Raw genomic sequence first — 14,734 nt, forward strand, 5'->3', positions numbered from 1 at the left:
CCACTTGCCGCTGAACGACCACGCGAAGGATCTTCCCCGATGGCCCCAAGACGCCCCGCTCGCGCCACGCTCGCGGCCCTGATGATCACCGGGGCCCTCGCCGCCCCTGCCGCGGCGGCGGACGCGACGAGCTTCGACGCAGGCCAGACGAAGGAGATCGAGACGATCGTCCGGAACTATCTGGTCTCGCACCCCGAGGTCCTGGTCGAGGCGATCAACGCCCTCGAGGCCAAGCGCACGGCCGAGGCGAGCGCCTCGCAGAAGAAGGCGATTTCCGAAAACTCCGCCGCGATCTTCGCGACGCCCGAAGGCACGGCCCTCGGCAACCCGTCGGGCGACGTCACCGTCGTCGAGTTCTTCGACTACAATTGCGGCTACTGCAAGCATGCGCTGTCGGACATGGACGCGCTGCTGAAGGACGATCCGAAGCTGCGATTCGTCCTCAAGGAGATCCCGGTGCTAGGGCCGCAATCGATCGAGGCGTCGCGGGTCAGCCTCGCCTTCCGCCAGCTGAAGCCTGAGGCCTATGCGGAGTTTCATCGCAAGCTCCTCGCCTCGCGCGGCGTTGCCGACGAGAAGCGGGCACTCGCCGTCGCGGCGGAATTCGGCGTCGACGGCGAAGCGCTCGAAGCGGCGATGGCCTCGCCGCAGATCGAGGCGGACATCGCCCGGGACAAGCAGGTCGCCGAGGCCCTCGGCGTCAACGGCACGCCGAGCTACGTCATCAAGGACGAGGTGCTGCCGGGCGCCGTCGGGCTCGACAATCTGAAGACCGCCATCGCCAACGTCCGGTCCTGCGGCAGCGCCTCCTGCTGACGGGCGTATTTCCGCGTCCCGGACGCCGTTGGCGAGATTTAGCGCTTTGCGAATAGAGCGTGACGCCTTATACGGCGTCGTCAACATCGACGGCCGCATGCCGGGATGTCCCGCAGCGTGAGCGCAGAGCCAACATGCCGATCGCTGCCGACAGCACGTCCTTTCTGCTGCAACCGGGGCATTCGCCATCGCCGTCGCATAGTGGCGGCGGGCCGGATCGGATGTGCGTGCCCGTGCGTCGAGAGACTGAACACCGCGGGAGAGCGCCGGTTTCGTGCCGATCGCCGCGCGGCGGCCCTGAAAGACGCCGCGCAGCTCCCCGCGAATCCGCAACGGTGCAAGGAATCCCATGCCCAAGGAAGACATGACGGTCGATCCGCGTTTCGTGCGTGAAATCGCGGCGATCCTGAAAGAGACCGACCTGACCGAGATCGAGGTCGAGAACGGCTCGATGAAGGTCCGAGTGACGCGCAAGGTCGAACAGGCGCCGCAGCCGGCGCCGGTCTACTACCAGCAGCAGGGCCCGGTGGCCCATGCGGCGCCGGGCGCCGCCGCGACCCCCGCCCCGGCGACGGCTGCGGCGAGCGGTCCGGAGCCCGGCAGCGTGCCGTCGCCGATGGTCGGCACCGTCTATCTCGCCGCCGCCCCCGGCGCCAAGCCCTTCATCGAGATCGGCCAGAGCGTCGCCGAAGGCGAGACGCTTTTGATCATCGAGGCGATGAAGACGATGAACCAGATCCCGGCCCCGCGCGCCGGCAAGGTCACCAAGATCCTGGTCGAGAACGCCCAACCGGTCGAGTACGGCGAAGCCCTCGTCGTCATCGCGTAAAGAGGCGGGCTTCATGGTCAAGAAGGTCCTCATCGCCAATCGCGGCGAGATCGCGCTGCGGGTGCTGCGCGCCTGCAAGGAACTCGGCATCTCCACCGTCGCGGTCCATTCCACCGCCGACAATGCGGCGATGCACGTGCGCCTCGCCGACGAGAGCGTCTGCATCGGCCCGCCGCCCTCGCGCGAGAGCTATCTCAACATTCCCTCGATCGTCGCGGCCTGCGAGATCTCCGGTGCCGACGCGGTCCATCCGGGCTACGGCTTCCTGTCGGAGAACGCCCGCTTCGCCGAGATCCTCGACGCTCACGGCATCACCTTCATCGGTCCGCGGGCCGAGCACATCCGGGTGATGGGCGACAAGATCGAGGCCAAGCGGACGGCGAAACGGCTCGGCATCCCGGTGGTCCCCGGTTCGGCCGGCGCGGTGACGGACGACGGCGAGGCGCTGAAGATCGCCGACGAGATCGGCTTTCCGGTTCTCGTCAAGGCGTCCGCCGGCGGCGGCGGCCGCGGCATGAAGGTGGCGCGGTCGCGGGACGACCTCTCCGTCGCGCTGCAGACCGCCCGGGCCGAGGCGGGCGCCGCCTTCGGCGACGACGCGGTCTATATCGAGAAATATCTCGAAAAGCCGCGGCACATCGAGGTCCAGGTGTTCGGCGACGGCGAGGGCAACGCCATCCATCTCGGCGAACGCGACTGTTCGCTGCAGCGCCGGCACCAGAAGGTCTGGGAGGAGGCGAACTCCCCGGCGCTCTCGCAGGAGCAGCGCGACCGCATCGGCAGGATCTGCGCCGAAGCCATGTCGGACCTGCGCTATCGCGGCGCCGGCACGATCGAGTTTCTCTACGAGAACGGCGAGTTCTACTTCATCGAAATGAACACCCGCCTGCAGGTCGAGCACCCGGTGACCGAGGCGATCACCGGCATGGACCTCGTCCACGAGCAGATCCGCGTCGCTAGCGGCGAGGGTCTCTCGGTCACCCAGGACGAGGTCGTCTTCGCCGGCCATGCGATCGAGTGCCGGATCAACGCCGAGGACGCGCGCACCTTCGCCCCCTCGCCCGGCACGATCACCTACTATCATGCCCCGGGCGGTCTCGGCGTGCGCGTCGATTCCGGCGTCTATCAGGGCTATGCCATCCCGCCCTTCTACGATAGCCTGATCGGCAAGCTCATCGTGCACGGCCGCAACCGCACCGAATGCATGATGCGTCTGCGGCGCGCGCTGGACGAGATCGTCGTCGACGGCGTCAAGACGACGCTGCCTCTGTTCCGGGATCTCGTCGACAATGCCGACATCGGCGCCGGCAACTACGACATTCACTGGCTGGAGAAGTATCTCGCCGGCGGCAAGGCCTGACTGCCGCCGCTGCGATTCCGGCCGCCCGGCGGCCGGCGTGACGTCGCGGGGATTGCGCCGATCGTCTCCCCGCGGGGGCGACCGGTGCGGCACCCGTCGGCCGGGACGCTGAGGCGAAGATGGCGGGACGCGGCGCAAGGACCCCCGGAATCACGCCGGAGCTTCTCCTCAAGGCCTATGCCGCGGGCATCTTCCCGATGGCGGAAGCCGCCGACGACCCGCAGATCTTCTGGGTGGATCCGACCGAGCGGGGCATCCTGCCGCTCGACGGTCTGCACCTGCCACGCAGCCTGAAGAAGGCGATCCGCAGGCAGCGTTTTTCGGTGACGGTCGACAGCGCCTTCGTCGCCGTCGTCGACGGCTGCGCCGAGCCTGCTCCGGGGCGCGAGAAGACCTGGATCAACCGGCAGATCCGCGACCTCTATCTCGCGCTGCATCGGGAAGGCTTCGCGCATTCCGTCGAATGCTGGGAAGACGGGCGCCTCGTCGGGGGCCTCTACGGCGTCTCGATCAACGGCGCCTTCTTCGGCGAGAGCATGTTCTCGCGGGCGACCGACGCCTCGAAGGTCGCCCTCGCCTTCCTGTGCGAACGGCTGGTGCGTGGCGGCTACCTGCTCCTCGACACGCAGTTCCTCACCGCCCATCTCGAGCGCTTCGGCGCGGTGGAAATCGACCGCGACGCCTATCAGGCGATGCTGCAGGACGCGCTGTCGGTCGGCGCCACCTTCTATCCGGCCGGGGCGGGAACGTCCGATTCGGTTTTGCAGCTCTTCAGCCAGACGTCGTAGACCGGATGCTCGACGGCGTTGAGGCCGGGCGAATCGGCGAACATCCAGCCGGAGAAGATCCGCTGGATCTTGCGGTCGAGGGTGATCTCGTCGACCTGGACGAAGGCGTCGGTCTTCTCCGCCTCGCCCTCCGCACTGGTGAGGCACACCCGCGGCGTCACCTGCAGGGCGCCGAACTGCACGGTCTCGTCGATATAGACGTCGAAGGTGGTGATCCGGCCGGTGATCTTGTCGAGGCCGGAAAAAACCGCGACGGGATTCTTGATGCGCGCCTTCGGCTTGGCGAATTCCGCCGGCGGGCTGTCGTCCTCGGCCTGGGCATTGGCCGGGGAAACGCCCGGCAGGACAAGCGCCGCCAGGATGGCGGCCAGGGCGTGTGCCATGAACATCCGGGAAAGTCTCGGGCGGGCTGGGATCTGGATCATGCTCGAATCGAAAGCCGGAAGGTCGCGTTGGCGGGGATGAGCCCGGCCTGCGGCGTCGGGGCGACGGGCTCAAGGTCGGCAGTCCCGCGCCTGCCCGCACCCGCCCGACTGTGCTCTAGGCCGAGAGGCGACCGTCGAGGGTCGGGAGCCTGCCGCCGCGCGCCGGAGAGATCGCCCGGCGAACCGGCATGGAGGCGGTAGTCTTCCCGCCGCCCGATCCCGCCCGGCAGCCGCTCACGGGGTCCAGGCGTCGTATTCGCCGGTGACGCGCGGCCGCTCCATGCCCGGCCGCAGCAGCGAGCCGGACGGGCGATAGGCCTTGGCCGTGCCGGTATGGTTCGGCTCGAAGGCCTTCTGCCATTCCCGCGGTTCGTAGGTCTCCTCGCTCGGCGCGGCGTCCACCCGGTGGTGCATCCAGCCGTGCCAGCCGCTCGGGATCCGGGAAGCCTCGGCCGGGCCGTTGTAGATCACCCAGCGGCGCGAGCCGTCGGCATTGGTGTAGTAGACGTTGCCGAACTCGTCCTCGCCGACCTTCTTGCCGAAGCGCCAGGTGTGGAAGCGGGTGCCGACCGTCTGGCCCTGCCACCAGGTGAAGATCTCTAGAAGCCATTCCTTCATGGGGATTCCGATCCGTCGAAGTTCGGCCCCTTATGCGGCGGGTGGCACCAAATGTCCACCCGATCGGGCGGCGGGCCCGGCCTCGCCGGTCAGTCCGCCTCCCGCCGGCCCGGCTCGCCGGTGATCGTCGCGGCCTTGCCCTGCTGCTCGCGCCTGTCGACGAAATGCACCATGACGAGCAGCAGGCCGAGCGCCACCATCACACCGGCAAGGCCGGCGAGGAAGGCGCCGGAGGTGTTGTTCACCTCGAGCAGGATCAGCTTGCGCACCACGGCGAGGACGCCGATGACGATCACCGTCTTCACCTGTGCGAGACGGTGGTCGCCGATCGCCATCTGATGGATCGAATGGGCGAGTTCCAGCGCGATGACGACCGCCAGGACCCGGTCGAACAGGGTCTGGAAGGCGTCGTATTCCAGCGGATGGCCGAGATCGAAGAGTGCGAGGCCGGTCGCCCGCAGAAAGCTCCAAAGCGACAGGAGGACGACTCCGACCATGCCGACGAGCAGCATGTGGGCGACGATGCGCTCGAAGCGGAAGTAAAGTTTGACCAGATGCATGGTCGCGCTCCCCCGGGGGGCCGCATGGTGCGGGCGGTCCTCGCGAAGGGCAGTTGGCGCCTTGCGGCGAAACGTCCATCCTGCAGCGCAAACCGGCGGCGTACGCGAAGGATTGGTGTCGGCCGCCTCGGGCGCCTCAGGCGCTTCGAAAAGGCCTCCGCGATTGACGGACGTCGCGCCGGCGCGGCCTTCGGGGCGTAAAGAGCCCGTCTCAGCCGGGCAGCGGCTTTTCGTAGACCGCGGCGGGAATGCCGCTGTCGTCCTTGCCGCAATTGTCGGTGCGGCCGATCTCGGCAAAACCGTGCTTTTCGTAGAAGCGCAGCGCCTTCTCGTTCGCCGTCTCGACCTCGATGCGCATCGTCGACGCATCCGGGAAGGCGTCGACGATCTCCTGCAGGAGATCGCTGCCGATCCCCTGCCCCTGGCATTCCGGGCGGACGTAGAGCTGATGCAGCATCACCAGCTTCTTCTGCGGATCGGAGGAGGCGGCGAAGGCCATGCCGCCGATGGTCTCGCCGTCGTCGGCGACGATGAACTCCGATTCCGGCCGGGTCAGCCGCAGCTCCAGCGCCGCGACCGAGTGCCAGGAGGCGGTGATTTCCGCCACCTTCCGAGGCCCGTAGATGCCGTCATAGGTGTCGTGCCAGGTCTCGCGGAGGAGGATCGAGATCGCCTCGAGATCGTTGCGGCCCGCCGTTCGCACGAAGAAGGTCATTCTCACCCGGTTCCGTTTCTTCCCGCCCGCCCCTCAGTCGCGGCAGTCGAACACCGCCTTCAGCGCCGCATTGCTGCCGGCGAGCGAAAAGCTCTCGACATGGTCCTGTCCGTCGACGACATAGGCGTAGTGGACGACATTGGAATTCATGACGCTGTCGGCGCTGCCCGGTTCGTCGTTGGTCTCGAACAGCATCCGCCAGTCGAAGCCCTCCGGATCGCGGTCCACCGTCATGGCCGTCTGATAATGCACCGGGCGCGGATCGTTGTCGAACCACCAGGCGACGGCGAGCGGCGCGGGCGAGGCGGCCGTTGCGTAGCCGCTGAAGCCGTATGCGGTGTTCTCGAGGTTCGAAACGACGCGCAGGCCCTCTTCGCTGCCGGTCATCTTGATGGCGGAACAATGATCGAGCTTCCGCCCGGCAGGATCGAAGGTGTAGCGGGCCACCTCCCATTCGCCGAGCCTGGCATAGGGAAACCTGTAGCGCTCGCCCACCCTTTCGCCCGCCTGGCGGACAGGCGTCGCTCGCACCGGGTCTGCAGCCCGACGACCGCCCTGTCCCGGACGGGTGCCGAGCGTCCAGGCGCAGATGCGGCCATACTGGTTCTTCCAGCAGGCGCCGTCGCGGTCGACGTCCCCGAGCCGCCACGAGCCGTTCTTGCCGCGGCCGGTCCGGTTCTCGTAGAAGGCAATGCCGGTCGCGGCGCCCGGATCCACCATCACGCTGCCGGTGAGGCCTGCCCCGGAGATTTCGAAGGATCCGTCCTTGTCGGTGCCCTTGAAGTCGCAGCGACCGTCGAAGATCGTCTGGCCCTCCGCCTCGACGAGGCACTCGGCCGGACCGGCGCTCGCGGCAGCCGGCACGAGGAGAGCGGCGCCGCAGAAAAGCGCGAACGAAAGTGACTGCATCGTTTTCAAGATTTCCCCCTTTGGGCCGAAGCCCGATGCAACGCCGGCCGATCCCCCGCGCCGCTTCGTCGGTCGCGAAAGACATGACGCAAAGCCCCCGATCGGCCGACCGGATCGGCGGCGCGGGGCCCTGCGTTCATCTGCCTAACGTAACGTAAGGAAATTGAAAAGAGGGATCGCCGCCCGCCGTCTCACTCCGACATTCGGCATCGTCTCGTGAAGACCGCCCGGCTGCAGCATGATCCCGAAACGTCCGAACCGGTTTTCGGAAAGGATCATGCGGAAACGGGAAGATGGAGCGGGAGGATGAGCGACGCTCATGTCATCCCGCTCCAGTGCCCTCCAGTGCCGGAGGAGCCGCGCCGGCGTCATTCGACGCCGAGCTTCTCCTTCACCAGCGCGTTGACCGCCTGGGGGTTGGCCTTGCCGCCGGTCGCCTTCATCACCTGGCCGACGAACCAGCCGGCCATCGACGGCTTGGCTTTCGCCTGCTCGACCTTGTCCGGGTTGGCGGCGATGACGTCGTCCACGGCCTTCTCGATGGCGCCGGTGTCGGTCACCTGCTTCATGCCGCGGGCCTCGACGAGCTGCTTCGGGTCGCCGCCCTCCGCCCAGACGATCTCGAAGAGATCCTTGGCGATCTTGCCGGAGATCGTGCCCTCGCGGATCAGGTCGAGGATCGCGCCGAGCTGTTCGGCGGAGACCGGCGTCTCGGCGATGTCCTTGCCGGACTTGTTGAGCGCGCCGAGAAGATCGTTGATCACCCAGTTCGCCGCCTGCTTGGCGTCGCGGCCTTTCGCGACCTTCTCGAAATAGTCGGCGATCGCCTTGTCGGAGACGAGGATCGAGGCGTCGTAGGCCGACAGGCCCGCCTCCCCGACGAGCCGCGCCTTCTTGTCGTCCGGCAGCTCCGGCAGCTCCTTCAGGAGCGCGTCGACATAGGCCTGGTCGAATTCGAGCGGCAGGAGATCGGGATCGGGAAAATAGCGGTAGTCGTGCGCGTCCTCCTTGCTGCGCATCGCCCGGGTCTCGCCCTTCACCGGGTCGAACAGCCGCGTCTCCTGGTCGATGACGCCGCCGTCCTCGATGATTGCGATCTGGCGGCGCGCCTCCGATTCGATCGCCTGGCCGACGAAGCGGATGGAATTGACGTTCTTGATCTCGCAGCGCGTGCCGAAGGGCCCGCCCGGCCGGCGCACCGAGACGTTGACGTCGGCGCGCATCGAGCCCTCGTCCATGTTGCCGTCGCAGGTGCCGAGATAGCGCAGGATGGTGCGCAGCTTGGTGAGATAGGCCTTGGCCTCCTCGGAGGAGCGCATGTCGGGCTTCGAGACGATCTCCATCAGCGCGACGCCGGAGCGGTTGAGATCGACGAACGACATGGTCGGATGCTGGTCGTGCATCGACTTGCCGGCATCCTGTTCGAGATGCAGGCGCTCGATGCCGACGGCGATGTCCTCGAATTCGCCCTTCTTGTCCGGGCCGACCGAGACGACCACCGTGCCCTCGCCGACGATCGGGTCCTTGTACTGGGAGATCTGGTAGCCCTGGGGCAGGTCGGGATAGAAGTAGTTCTTGCGGTCGAAGACCGAGCGGTGATTGATCGCCGCCTTGAGGCCGAGCCCGGTGCGGATCGCCTGCTTGACGCATGCCTCGTTGATCACCGGCAACATGCCGGGCATCGCCGCGTCGACCAGGCTGACATGCGAGTTCGGCTCGGCGCCGAAGCCGGTCGAGGCGCCGGAGAACAGCTTCGCCTCGGACTTCACCTGGGCGTGCACCTCCATGCCGATGATCACCTCCCAGTCGCCGGAGGCGCCGGATATGAAGGACTTCGGGTCTGGCGTGCGGGTGTCGACGAGGGTCATGGATCGCATCCGGGTGTTCGGTAGGGTCTCGAAGGGTTTGGCTAGAACAAAGGCTGTGGGCGTTCAAGCGCCCCGCCGCTTCGGCGGGCGATCGCCCGAAGCCCTGCGCGGCCGGTCCGGCTCGCAGACGTGACGCTTCGATCGCCCACGCGCCACCTCAAATATGCTAGTTTAGGCATCGCCTCACCATCAGCGAGGGACGTCGTGATGAGCTCGCTTGCAGAACAGAGGTCGCGTGGCGACCTTCCGACGAACATGTCGGTCGACGAATTCTTCGACTGGCTCGAGACCCACGAGGATCGCTATGAGCTCGACGACGGGACGCCGGTCATGATGCCCTTCGTCAAGCGCGCCCATGCGCGTGTCGTGAGCAATTTCGATCGGTTGTTGCACGCAGCGCTCGATCCTGACGATTACATGGTCACGCAGGGCGACTTCGCGGTCCAGACGGGCCCACGCTCGATCCGCTTCGCCGACGTTCTGGTCGAACCCGCGAGCGACGACCTCGACGGGCGGATCGCCAATGCGATCCTCATCGTCGAGGTCCTGTCGGAATCGACGGCGAAGATCGATTTCGGCGCCAAACGTCTCGAATATCTCGGCCTCGACCATCTTCAGGCCTATGTGATCGCCGCACAGGACGAGGCGCATCTGTGGGTCTGGCAGCGCGCCGGGGCCGGATGGCCGGAAGCGCCGCAGGAGCTCACCAGTGGCGAAGTCGCCATCGCCGCGCTGGGCGTGACCCTGCCGCTGTCGGAACTCTACCGCGGCGTCCGGCGGACCGAGCCCTGAGTCGTCGGCTCTTGTTCGGGCGCGGCCCCGCCGCTGCGGATGCCTCTCCCCTCACCGCAACCGATAACCCATCGCCCCCTCGTAGAGATCGAGGAGCAGGTGGTCGCCGGCGCCGACGAGGAAGTCCGCGGCGGTCGGCAGCAGGTTGCGGCCGGTGATCGTGCCGCTCGCCGCGTCGAGCTCGTAGAGATAGTCCTTCTCGCAGCTGCCGCCGCTCGCCGCATAGACCCGGTCGCCGTTGATCACGACGTTGGTGTCCGAGACGTTGAACGGGCTCACCCAGACGGCGCTCGCGACGTCGGCGTCGGTCTTGACGAGAAGGCCCGCCCGACGCGGCCGGTCGCCGCAGCGCGACGGCGTGTCGACGGTGAGATACACCGCGCCGAGATCGTCCTGGGACGCCGCGAGCACCGCGAGGTTCGCCGATTCGTCGCCGGTTTCGAGTCCCTGGGCGGAGCGCGTCAGCGGCAGCGCGACGGTCGTCTCGATGTTACCGTCGCGGTCGGCGAGGGCGAAGACCAGCGTGAAGTCGCCGTCGCCGAAGCGCGCCGTCCGCGAGACGAGGAGCCGCTCGGCCGGGCCGAAGCGCGAGACGTAGTAATAGGGCTCCGAATGCTCCGCGGGCTCGGCCCCCGCGTCCCGGAGCTTGGCCTTCAGATCCGCCGCCAGCGCCTCGGACAGCCAGCCGCAACGCTCGCTCCAGTCGATCCGGCAGGGCTCGCCGACGCTCCGGTCGTACCAGCCGAGGTCCGGCAGCTGGCCGGCGACCGCCGCAAGATCGGGACCGCTGGCGCGTTTGGCGACGGCGATGTCCCGCTGCGGGCCCGGATTGTTCGCCGGCCGCGGCAGCGTCATGACGGCAATCCCGGCCGCATCGCCCGGCAGGGCGCCGTCGCGGCCCGCCTCGACGAGCAGGCGGTAGCCGTCCGGCCCGCGGCTCGAAGCGGCGCCGCTCGGGGCGGAACGCGGAGCGGAGACGGCCGGGCTGGCCGCCGGCGTCGACTGGGCCTCGACCGCGGTCGCCGCGAAGGCGGTTCCGGCAATCGACGCGAGAAGGGCGAGGATCGGGCGTTGCACGGCAGTATCCCTTGTCTGCGGCCCCGCCTTTTCCTAGCGAAAATGCGCGGCGACCGAAAGGTCGGGTCAAAGAGCGTCAGGCGACGCTGACATAGGAGATGCTGCCGCTGTCGAGCAGGCCTTTCAGGACGGCGAGCGCGCCCGCCAGCGTGTCGCGTTCCTTGACCGCCGAGAGTCCGATCCGCACGCAGTGGTGCTGCCGGTCCGCCCGCACGCTCTGATACTCGTCCTCGCCGTCGATCCGGATCGCGTGGTTGCGCGCGGCGAGCAGGAAGGCCGGCGAGGTCCAGGGCGCCGGCAGCGGCAGCCAGCGATAGGGCACCGCCGCCGCCTGCCCGCCGGTGCGCACCCCGAAGGCCGCGTCGAAGATGGCGCTGCGGGCGGCGATCTCGGCCATCACCTCGGCGCGGATCGCTTCCGCCTCGCCCGACAGGACGAGCCGCGCCGCGACCTCCATGTTGAGATAGGGCCGGCCGCCGGTCATCTGGTTGTGCGCCACCGTGACCCGCACCGCCTGGCCGCGCGGACAGGCCGCCCAGCCCGCCCGGATGCCGGCGGCGACGCTCTTCGACAGGCCGCCGACGAAGAACGTCCGCTCCGGCGCCAGGGAGGCGATCGGCGGAATGGTGGTCGGGGTGATCTTGCCGTAGATATTGTCTTCGATAATCAGCAGATTGTATCGACGCGCAATAGACACAATTTGCTCGCGCCGCTTCAATGACATGCAGGCGCCGGTCGGATTGTTCACCGCCGGCATCAGGAAAATCATCCTCGGATGCTGGCGCGCGGCGCAGCGTTCGAGCTCCTCGGGCAGCATCCCTTCCTCGTCCATGCCGACGGTGAGGGGCAGGCGGCCGATCATCGTCGCGGCGCGGGCGACGGCGGCATAGGACAATTCCTCGAAGACGATCCGGTCGCCCGGATGGGTGGCCGCGGCAATGATCCCCTGGATCGCCGCATTGACGCCGAGCGTCGGCACGACGCTGGCGGGGTCGGGCGTCCAGCCGCCGGTGGCGAGCCAGCGGGCCCCAGCCTCCAGCCAGCCGCCCGGCACGCCGCGGACATAGTCGAGCGCAGCGTCGCCGGCCTCCGCCAGCACCGCCGCGAAAGTGGCGGAAACCACCTTGCCCTGGCCGACATTCGGCGCCGCGGTGGAATCGAGCAGCGCCTCGCCCGGCTCCCGCCCGCCGCTCTCCACCCTCGGCATGTCTTTCGAGAAGGGCTGCGGCATGTCCTGGCGCTTTTCGCTCTCGATCCGGCGGACATAGGTGCCGCGGCCGACCTCGCCGGTCGTCAGGCCGCGCTCGCGGGCGATCTGATAGGCCCGGCCGATGGTGCCGACCGTCACCTTGAGGTCGAAGGCGATGTCGCGCTGGGGGGGCAATTTGTCACCCGGCTGCAGCACGCCGTCGACGATCGCCCGCTCGATGGCATCGGCGAGCCGCAGGTAGAAGGGCGTCGTCTCGTCGGTCGAGATGGCAAATTGTATTGTCACCCTAACACCTCTCTTTGTCACCCGGATGCCTTTGTCATTGTACTGCTTCAACATTGGAATACAAGGGGGCAATACATATTGCGCCGATTTGAAGGAGATGTCACCATGACGACGATCCACGCACGCTTTGCCTCGCGCGACCGGTCCGGACGGACCCCGGCTGCTTCGTGGAACGGCGGCGCCGGTGTCCGCACGGCGCTGGCGACGGCGTTCCGCCGTCTGATCGAAGGGCTTTTCGCACGCTCGGCAGCCGCCCGCGGCCGCAGCCGGATGCGGCGCGACATCGTCTCGCTCGGTCCGGATCAGCTGCGGGACGTCGGGCTGACGCGCGACGAGGCGCTGAGGGCTGCCGACCGGATCAGGTGGCGCAGCGACTGGTCCTGATCGCCGGCCAAGCGGCCCGCCGCCCCGGGCGGAGGGGCGGACGGGCAGGGTCCGATCCTCAGATCCCGGCGCTCCTCCTCGGCGGCGGGATCGTCGCAGCAAAGGCCTTCCCGAACGACGCCCGAACGACGCCCGAGCGATGGTGTCCGGGCGACATCACATGGGCGACGCCACTCCGGCGACACAGGCGCGGCCGAGGCCGGCGTCGCCCGTCAGCAGTCGAGGGAAGACAAAGGAGAGGGGCGACGCTTCGACCCTTTCCCTCTGCGGAGATGATCGGGGGCGACGCCGGAAAGTGCCGCATCGAGACACGCCATGGCCGGGCCGCAGCGCCCAGGGTCAGGCCGCCGGCTTGGCCGGTTTTGCAGGCCGCTTCGCCTTGGCGCCCCTGCCGCCGGCCCGCGGCTTCTGCGCCAGTGCCGCACGGCGCGCGGCGGCATCGGCGACGGCGATCCAGCGTTCGGCCTCTTCGGGATCGTCGAAGGCGGCCTCGGGAAACCGCCAATAGGGCATCGCCACCGGCGCCCTGCCCGGCCGCGCATAGCACCAGCGTTCGAGGCCGGCGGCCGTGTAGGTCGCTTCGCTTTCGCCGTCGCCCTTGAGGTGGAGGACGCCGCCGATTACCAGCGCGACGATGCGGCCCTCGCTGTAGATGCCCTGGCCGCCGAACATGCGCCGGACGGCGACGCCGCCGAGCGAGCCGAAGAGGTCCTGAAGAAACGCCTCGTCCATCCCCTGCCCGTCCGTTCCGTGTCGCGGCGCTCCCGTCTTGTCCGCTCGCCGTCTCGCCCGCCTTGCGGAGTGACGATCGCCGGCGTCAGGCGCCCTGGGCCGCGGCCATCGCCGCGAGATCGGCCTGCTTCAGCTCGACCGATTCGCCGCAGCCGCAGGCCGACGTCTGGTTGGGATTGCGGAAGACGAAGCCGGAGCGCAGCACCGTCGTCTCGTAGTCCATCTCGGTGCCGAGCAGGAACAGCACGGCTTCGGGGGCGACGAACACCCGCGCCCCGTCGCGTTCGACGACGTCCTCGCTGGTCCTGGGCGCGTCGGCGAGGTCGACGGTGTATTCCATGCCGGCGCAGCCGCCCTTCTTGATGCCGACGCGGATGCCGTCGGCGGCGCTCTCGCTGGCGTCGACGATCGACTTGATGCGCTCTGCGGCGGCGCTGGTCATGGTCATCACGGCGAAACGGCTCATCGCGGTTTCCTCTCGTCTGTCTGCCCTTGCGAAATCTCTTTGAAAGATGGGCGTTTTGCGAAGCTTGCGCAAGCCGCAGCGGGGCCGGCGGGGCGGCGGCGGGCGACCTCAGGAGCGCGCCCAGAGCCCGCGCGTCGCCAGTTCGCCGGCATGGCCGTCCGGATCCCTGAAATAGAGGCTGTGACCGCGGCCGTTCGACCAGGCGACCTCGCTCTCGATCGCGATGCCGCAGGCCATGAGATGCGCCCGCCAGGCGTCGAGCGCATCCTCCGCGAGGCCGAGCGCGAAGTGCGCCGGGCCGCTGCCGTCATGCGGCGGGATGGTGCCGCCGGGCGTTTCGACCGGTTCCAGCGTCTCGCCGCGGGCAAAGAGGATCAGCACGCTGGCGTCCGGGAGGCGGAACACGGTGATCCGCTCCTCGCAAAACATCGGCTCGAAGCCCAGCAGGCGCCGATAGAAGCCGCGCGAGCGCGCCATGTCGTCGACATAGAGGCAGGTCTCCAGGAGACCGGTCAGCGGCGGCGCCATCGCCTCGGGCTCAGAACCAGCCGACCGCGACCTGGGCCTCTTCGCTCATGCGTTCCGGCGTCCAGGGCGGATCGAAGACGATGTCGACCTTCACCTGGCCGACGCCGTCGACCGAGCCGACGGCGTTTTCGACCCAGATCGGCATCTCGCCGGCGACCGGGCATCCCGGTGCCGTCAGCGTCATCTCGACGTCGACGTTGCGTTCGTCGTCGATGTCGATCTTGTAGATCAGGCCGAGCTCGTAGATGTCGGCCGGGATCTCGGGATCGTAGACGGTCTTCAGCGCCCCGATGATGTCGTCGGTCAGGCGCGAAAGCTCCTCGGCGGGAATCGCGGAGGCGGCGTCGCCGCCGCCCGCCATGGCGATGTTGG

General features: G+C 68.2%; 18 protein-coding genes. 6 read left to right on the top strand and 12 right to left on the bottom strand.

The genetic code is table 11. The features are described 5' to 3' along the window. The first annotated feature begins 39 nt into the window (after positions 1–39). The 4 genes from J1C47_RS00135 to aat all read left to right on the top strand — a co-directional run bounded on the left by J1C47_RS00135 (position 40) and on the right by aat (position 3,793). On the top strand, positions 40–816 hold the full coding sequence (locus tag J1C47_RS00135; RefSeq protein ID WP_207348685.1) for a DsbA family protein: 777 nt from the start codon (positions 40–42) through the stop codon (positions 814–816). Positions 817–1,165: 349 nt separating this feature from the next. Beyond that, the gene (accB, locus tag J1C47_RS00140) at positions 1,166–1,645 is read left to right on the top strand and encodes an acetyl-CoA carboxylase biotin carboxyl carrier protein (protein ID WP_207348686.1); all 480 of its coding nucleotides are present in this window, start codon (positions 1,166–1,168) and stop codon (positions 1,643–1,645) included. Positions 1,646–1,658: 13 nt separating this feature from the next. Continuing rightward, positions 1,659–3,005 carry an acetyl-CoA carboxylase biotin carboxylase subunit gene (gene accC, locus J1C47_RS00145; protein WP_207348687.1) on the top strand — a complete coding sequence of 449 codons (1,347 nt, stop codon included), beginning with the start codon at positions 1,659–1,661 and terminating at the stop codon, positions 3,003–3,005. A 119-nt stretch (positions 3,006–3,124) separates the two neighbouring features. Beyond that, entirely contained in the window at positions 3,125–3,793 is a 669-nt protein-coding gene (gene aat / locus J1C47_RS00150; RefSeq protein WP_207348688.1) for a leucyl/phenylalanyl-tRNA--protein transferase, read from the top strand. Here aat and J1C47_RS00155 read toward each other — a convergent pair. From J1C47_RS00155 to gatB, 6 genes are all read right to left on the bottom strand, one after another. Further along, positions 3,733–4,176, bottom strand: coding sequence for a DUF2155 domain-containing protein (locus J1C47_RS00155; protein ID WP_245396275.1), 444 nt, complete (start codon positions 4,174–4,176; stop codon positions 3,733–3,735). The genes aat and J1C47_RS00155 overlap by 61 nt on opposite strands. Before the next feature lie 276 nt (positions 4,177–4,452). Continuing rightward, a complete protein-coding gene (locus tag J1C47_RS00160) occupies positions 4,453–4,836 on the bottom strand; it encodes an NADH:ubiquinone oxidoreductase subunit NDUFA12 (protein ID WP_207348690.1) in 384 nt (127 codons plus the stop codon). 89 nt (positions 4,837–4,925) lie between these two features. Beyond that, a complete protein-coding gene (locus J1C47_RS00165; RefSeq protein ID WP_207348691.1) occupies positions 4,926–5,396 on the bottom strand; it encodes a phosphate-starvation-inducible PsiE family protein in 471 nt (156 codons plus the stop codon). A 211-nt stretch (positions 5,397–5,607) separates the two neighbouring features. Then, positions 5,608–6,111, bottom strand: coding sequence for a GNAT family N-acetyltransferase (locus J1C47_RS00170; RefSeq protein ID WP_207348692.1), 504 nt, complete (start codon positions 6,109–6,111; stop codon positions 5,608–5,610). 33 nt (positions 6,112–6,144) lie between these two features. Then, positions 6,145–7,020 carry a hypothetical protein gene (locus tag J1C47_RS00175; protein ID WP_207348693.1) on the bottom strand — a complete coding sequence of 292 codons (876 nt, stop codon included), beginning with the start codon at positions 7,018–7,020 and terminating at the stop codon, positions 6,145–6,147. Between the two features lie 368 nt (positions 7,021–7,388). Then, the gene (gene gatB, locus J1C47_RS00180) at positions 7,389–8,888 is read right to left on the bottom strand and encodes an Asp-tRNA(Asn)/Glu-tRNA(Gln) amidotransferase subunit GatB (RefSeq protein ID WP_207348694.1); all 1,500 of its coding nucleotides are present in this window, start codon (positions 8,886–8,888) and stop codon (positions 7,389–7,391) included. 207 nt (positions 8,889–9,095) lie between these two features. Between gatB and J1C47_RS00185 the strand changes: the two genes are divergently transcribed. Beyond that, complete coding sequence (locus J1C47_RS00185; RefSeq protein ID WP_207348695.1) at positions 9,096–9,680, top strand: Uma2 family endonuclease; 585 nt, start codon at positions 9,096–9,098, stop codon at positions 9,678–9,680. 51 nt (positions 9,681–9,731) lie between these two features. Here J1C47_RS00185 and J1C47_RS00190 read toward each other — a convergent pair whose 3' ends face one another. Both J1C47_RS00190 and J1C47_RS00195 read right to left on the bottom strand, forming a co-directional pair. Next, positions 9,732–10,757, bottom strand: a complete 1,026-nt coding sequence (locus tag J1C47_RS00190) for an alpha/beta hydrolase family protein (protein ID WP_207348696.1) — start codon at positions 10,755–10,757, stop codon at positions 9,732–9,734. A gap of 76 nt (positions 10,758–10,833) precedes the next feature. Continuing rightward, positions 10,834–12,252 (bottom strand): aminotransferase-like domain-containing protein, encoded by a 1,419-nt coding sequence (locus tag J1C47_RS00195; RefSeq protein ID WP_342591899.1) that lies wholly within the window; start codon positions 12,250–12,252, stop codon positions 10,834–10,836. Positions 12,253–12,357: 105 nt separating this feature from the next. Between J1C47_RS00195 and J1C47_RS00200 the strand changes: the two genes are divergently transcribed. Continuing rightward, a complete protein-coding gene (locus J1C47_RS00200) occupies positions 12,358–12,636 on the top strand; it encodes a DUF1127 domain-containing protein (protein WP_207348698.1) in 279 nt (92 codons plus the stop codon). Positions 12,637–12,975: 339 nt separating this feature from the next. Here the strand turns inward: J1C47_RS00200 and J1C47_RS00205 are convergent, their stop codons facing one another. From J1C47_RS00205 to J1C47_RS00220, 4 genes are all read right to left on the bottom strand, one after another. Next, positions 12,976–13,368, bottom strand: a complete 393-nt coding sequence (locus tag J1C47_RS00205) for a TfoX/Sxy family protein (RefSeq protein ID WP_207348699.1) — start codon at positions 13,366–13,368, stop codon at positions 12,976–12,978. A gap of 85 nt (positions 13,369–13,453) precedes the next feature. Further along, positions 13,454–13,834: a Fe-S cluster assembly scaffold SufA gene (sufA, locus tag J1C47_RS00210; protein ID WP_207348700.1), complete on the bottom strand. Its 381-nt coding sequence runs from the start codon at positions 13,832–13,834 to the stop codon at positions 13,454–13,456. 108 nt (positions 13,835–13,942) lie between these two features. Beyond that, complete coding sequence (locus J1C47_RS00215) at positions 13,943–14,362, bottom strand: VOC family protein (protein ID WP_207348701.1); 420 nt, start codon at positions 14,360–14,362, stop codon at positions 13,943–13,945. Positions 14,363–14,372: 10 nt separating this feature from the next. Then, a complete protein-coding gene (locus tag J1C47_RS00220) occupies positions 14,373–14,723 on the bottom strand; it encodes an SUF system Fe-S cluster assembly protein (RefSeq protein WP_207349066.1) in 351 nt (116 codons plus the stop codon). Positions 14,724–14,734 lie beyond the last annotated feature (11 nt).

Source organism: Jiella sonneratiae (assembly GCF_017353515.1).
GTDB classification, from domain to species: Bacteria; Pseudomonadota; Alphaproteobacteria; order Rhizobiales; family Rhizobiaceae; genus Jiella; species Jiella sonneratiae.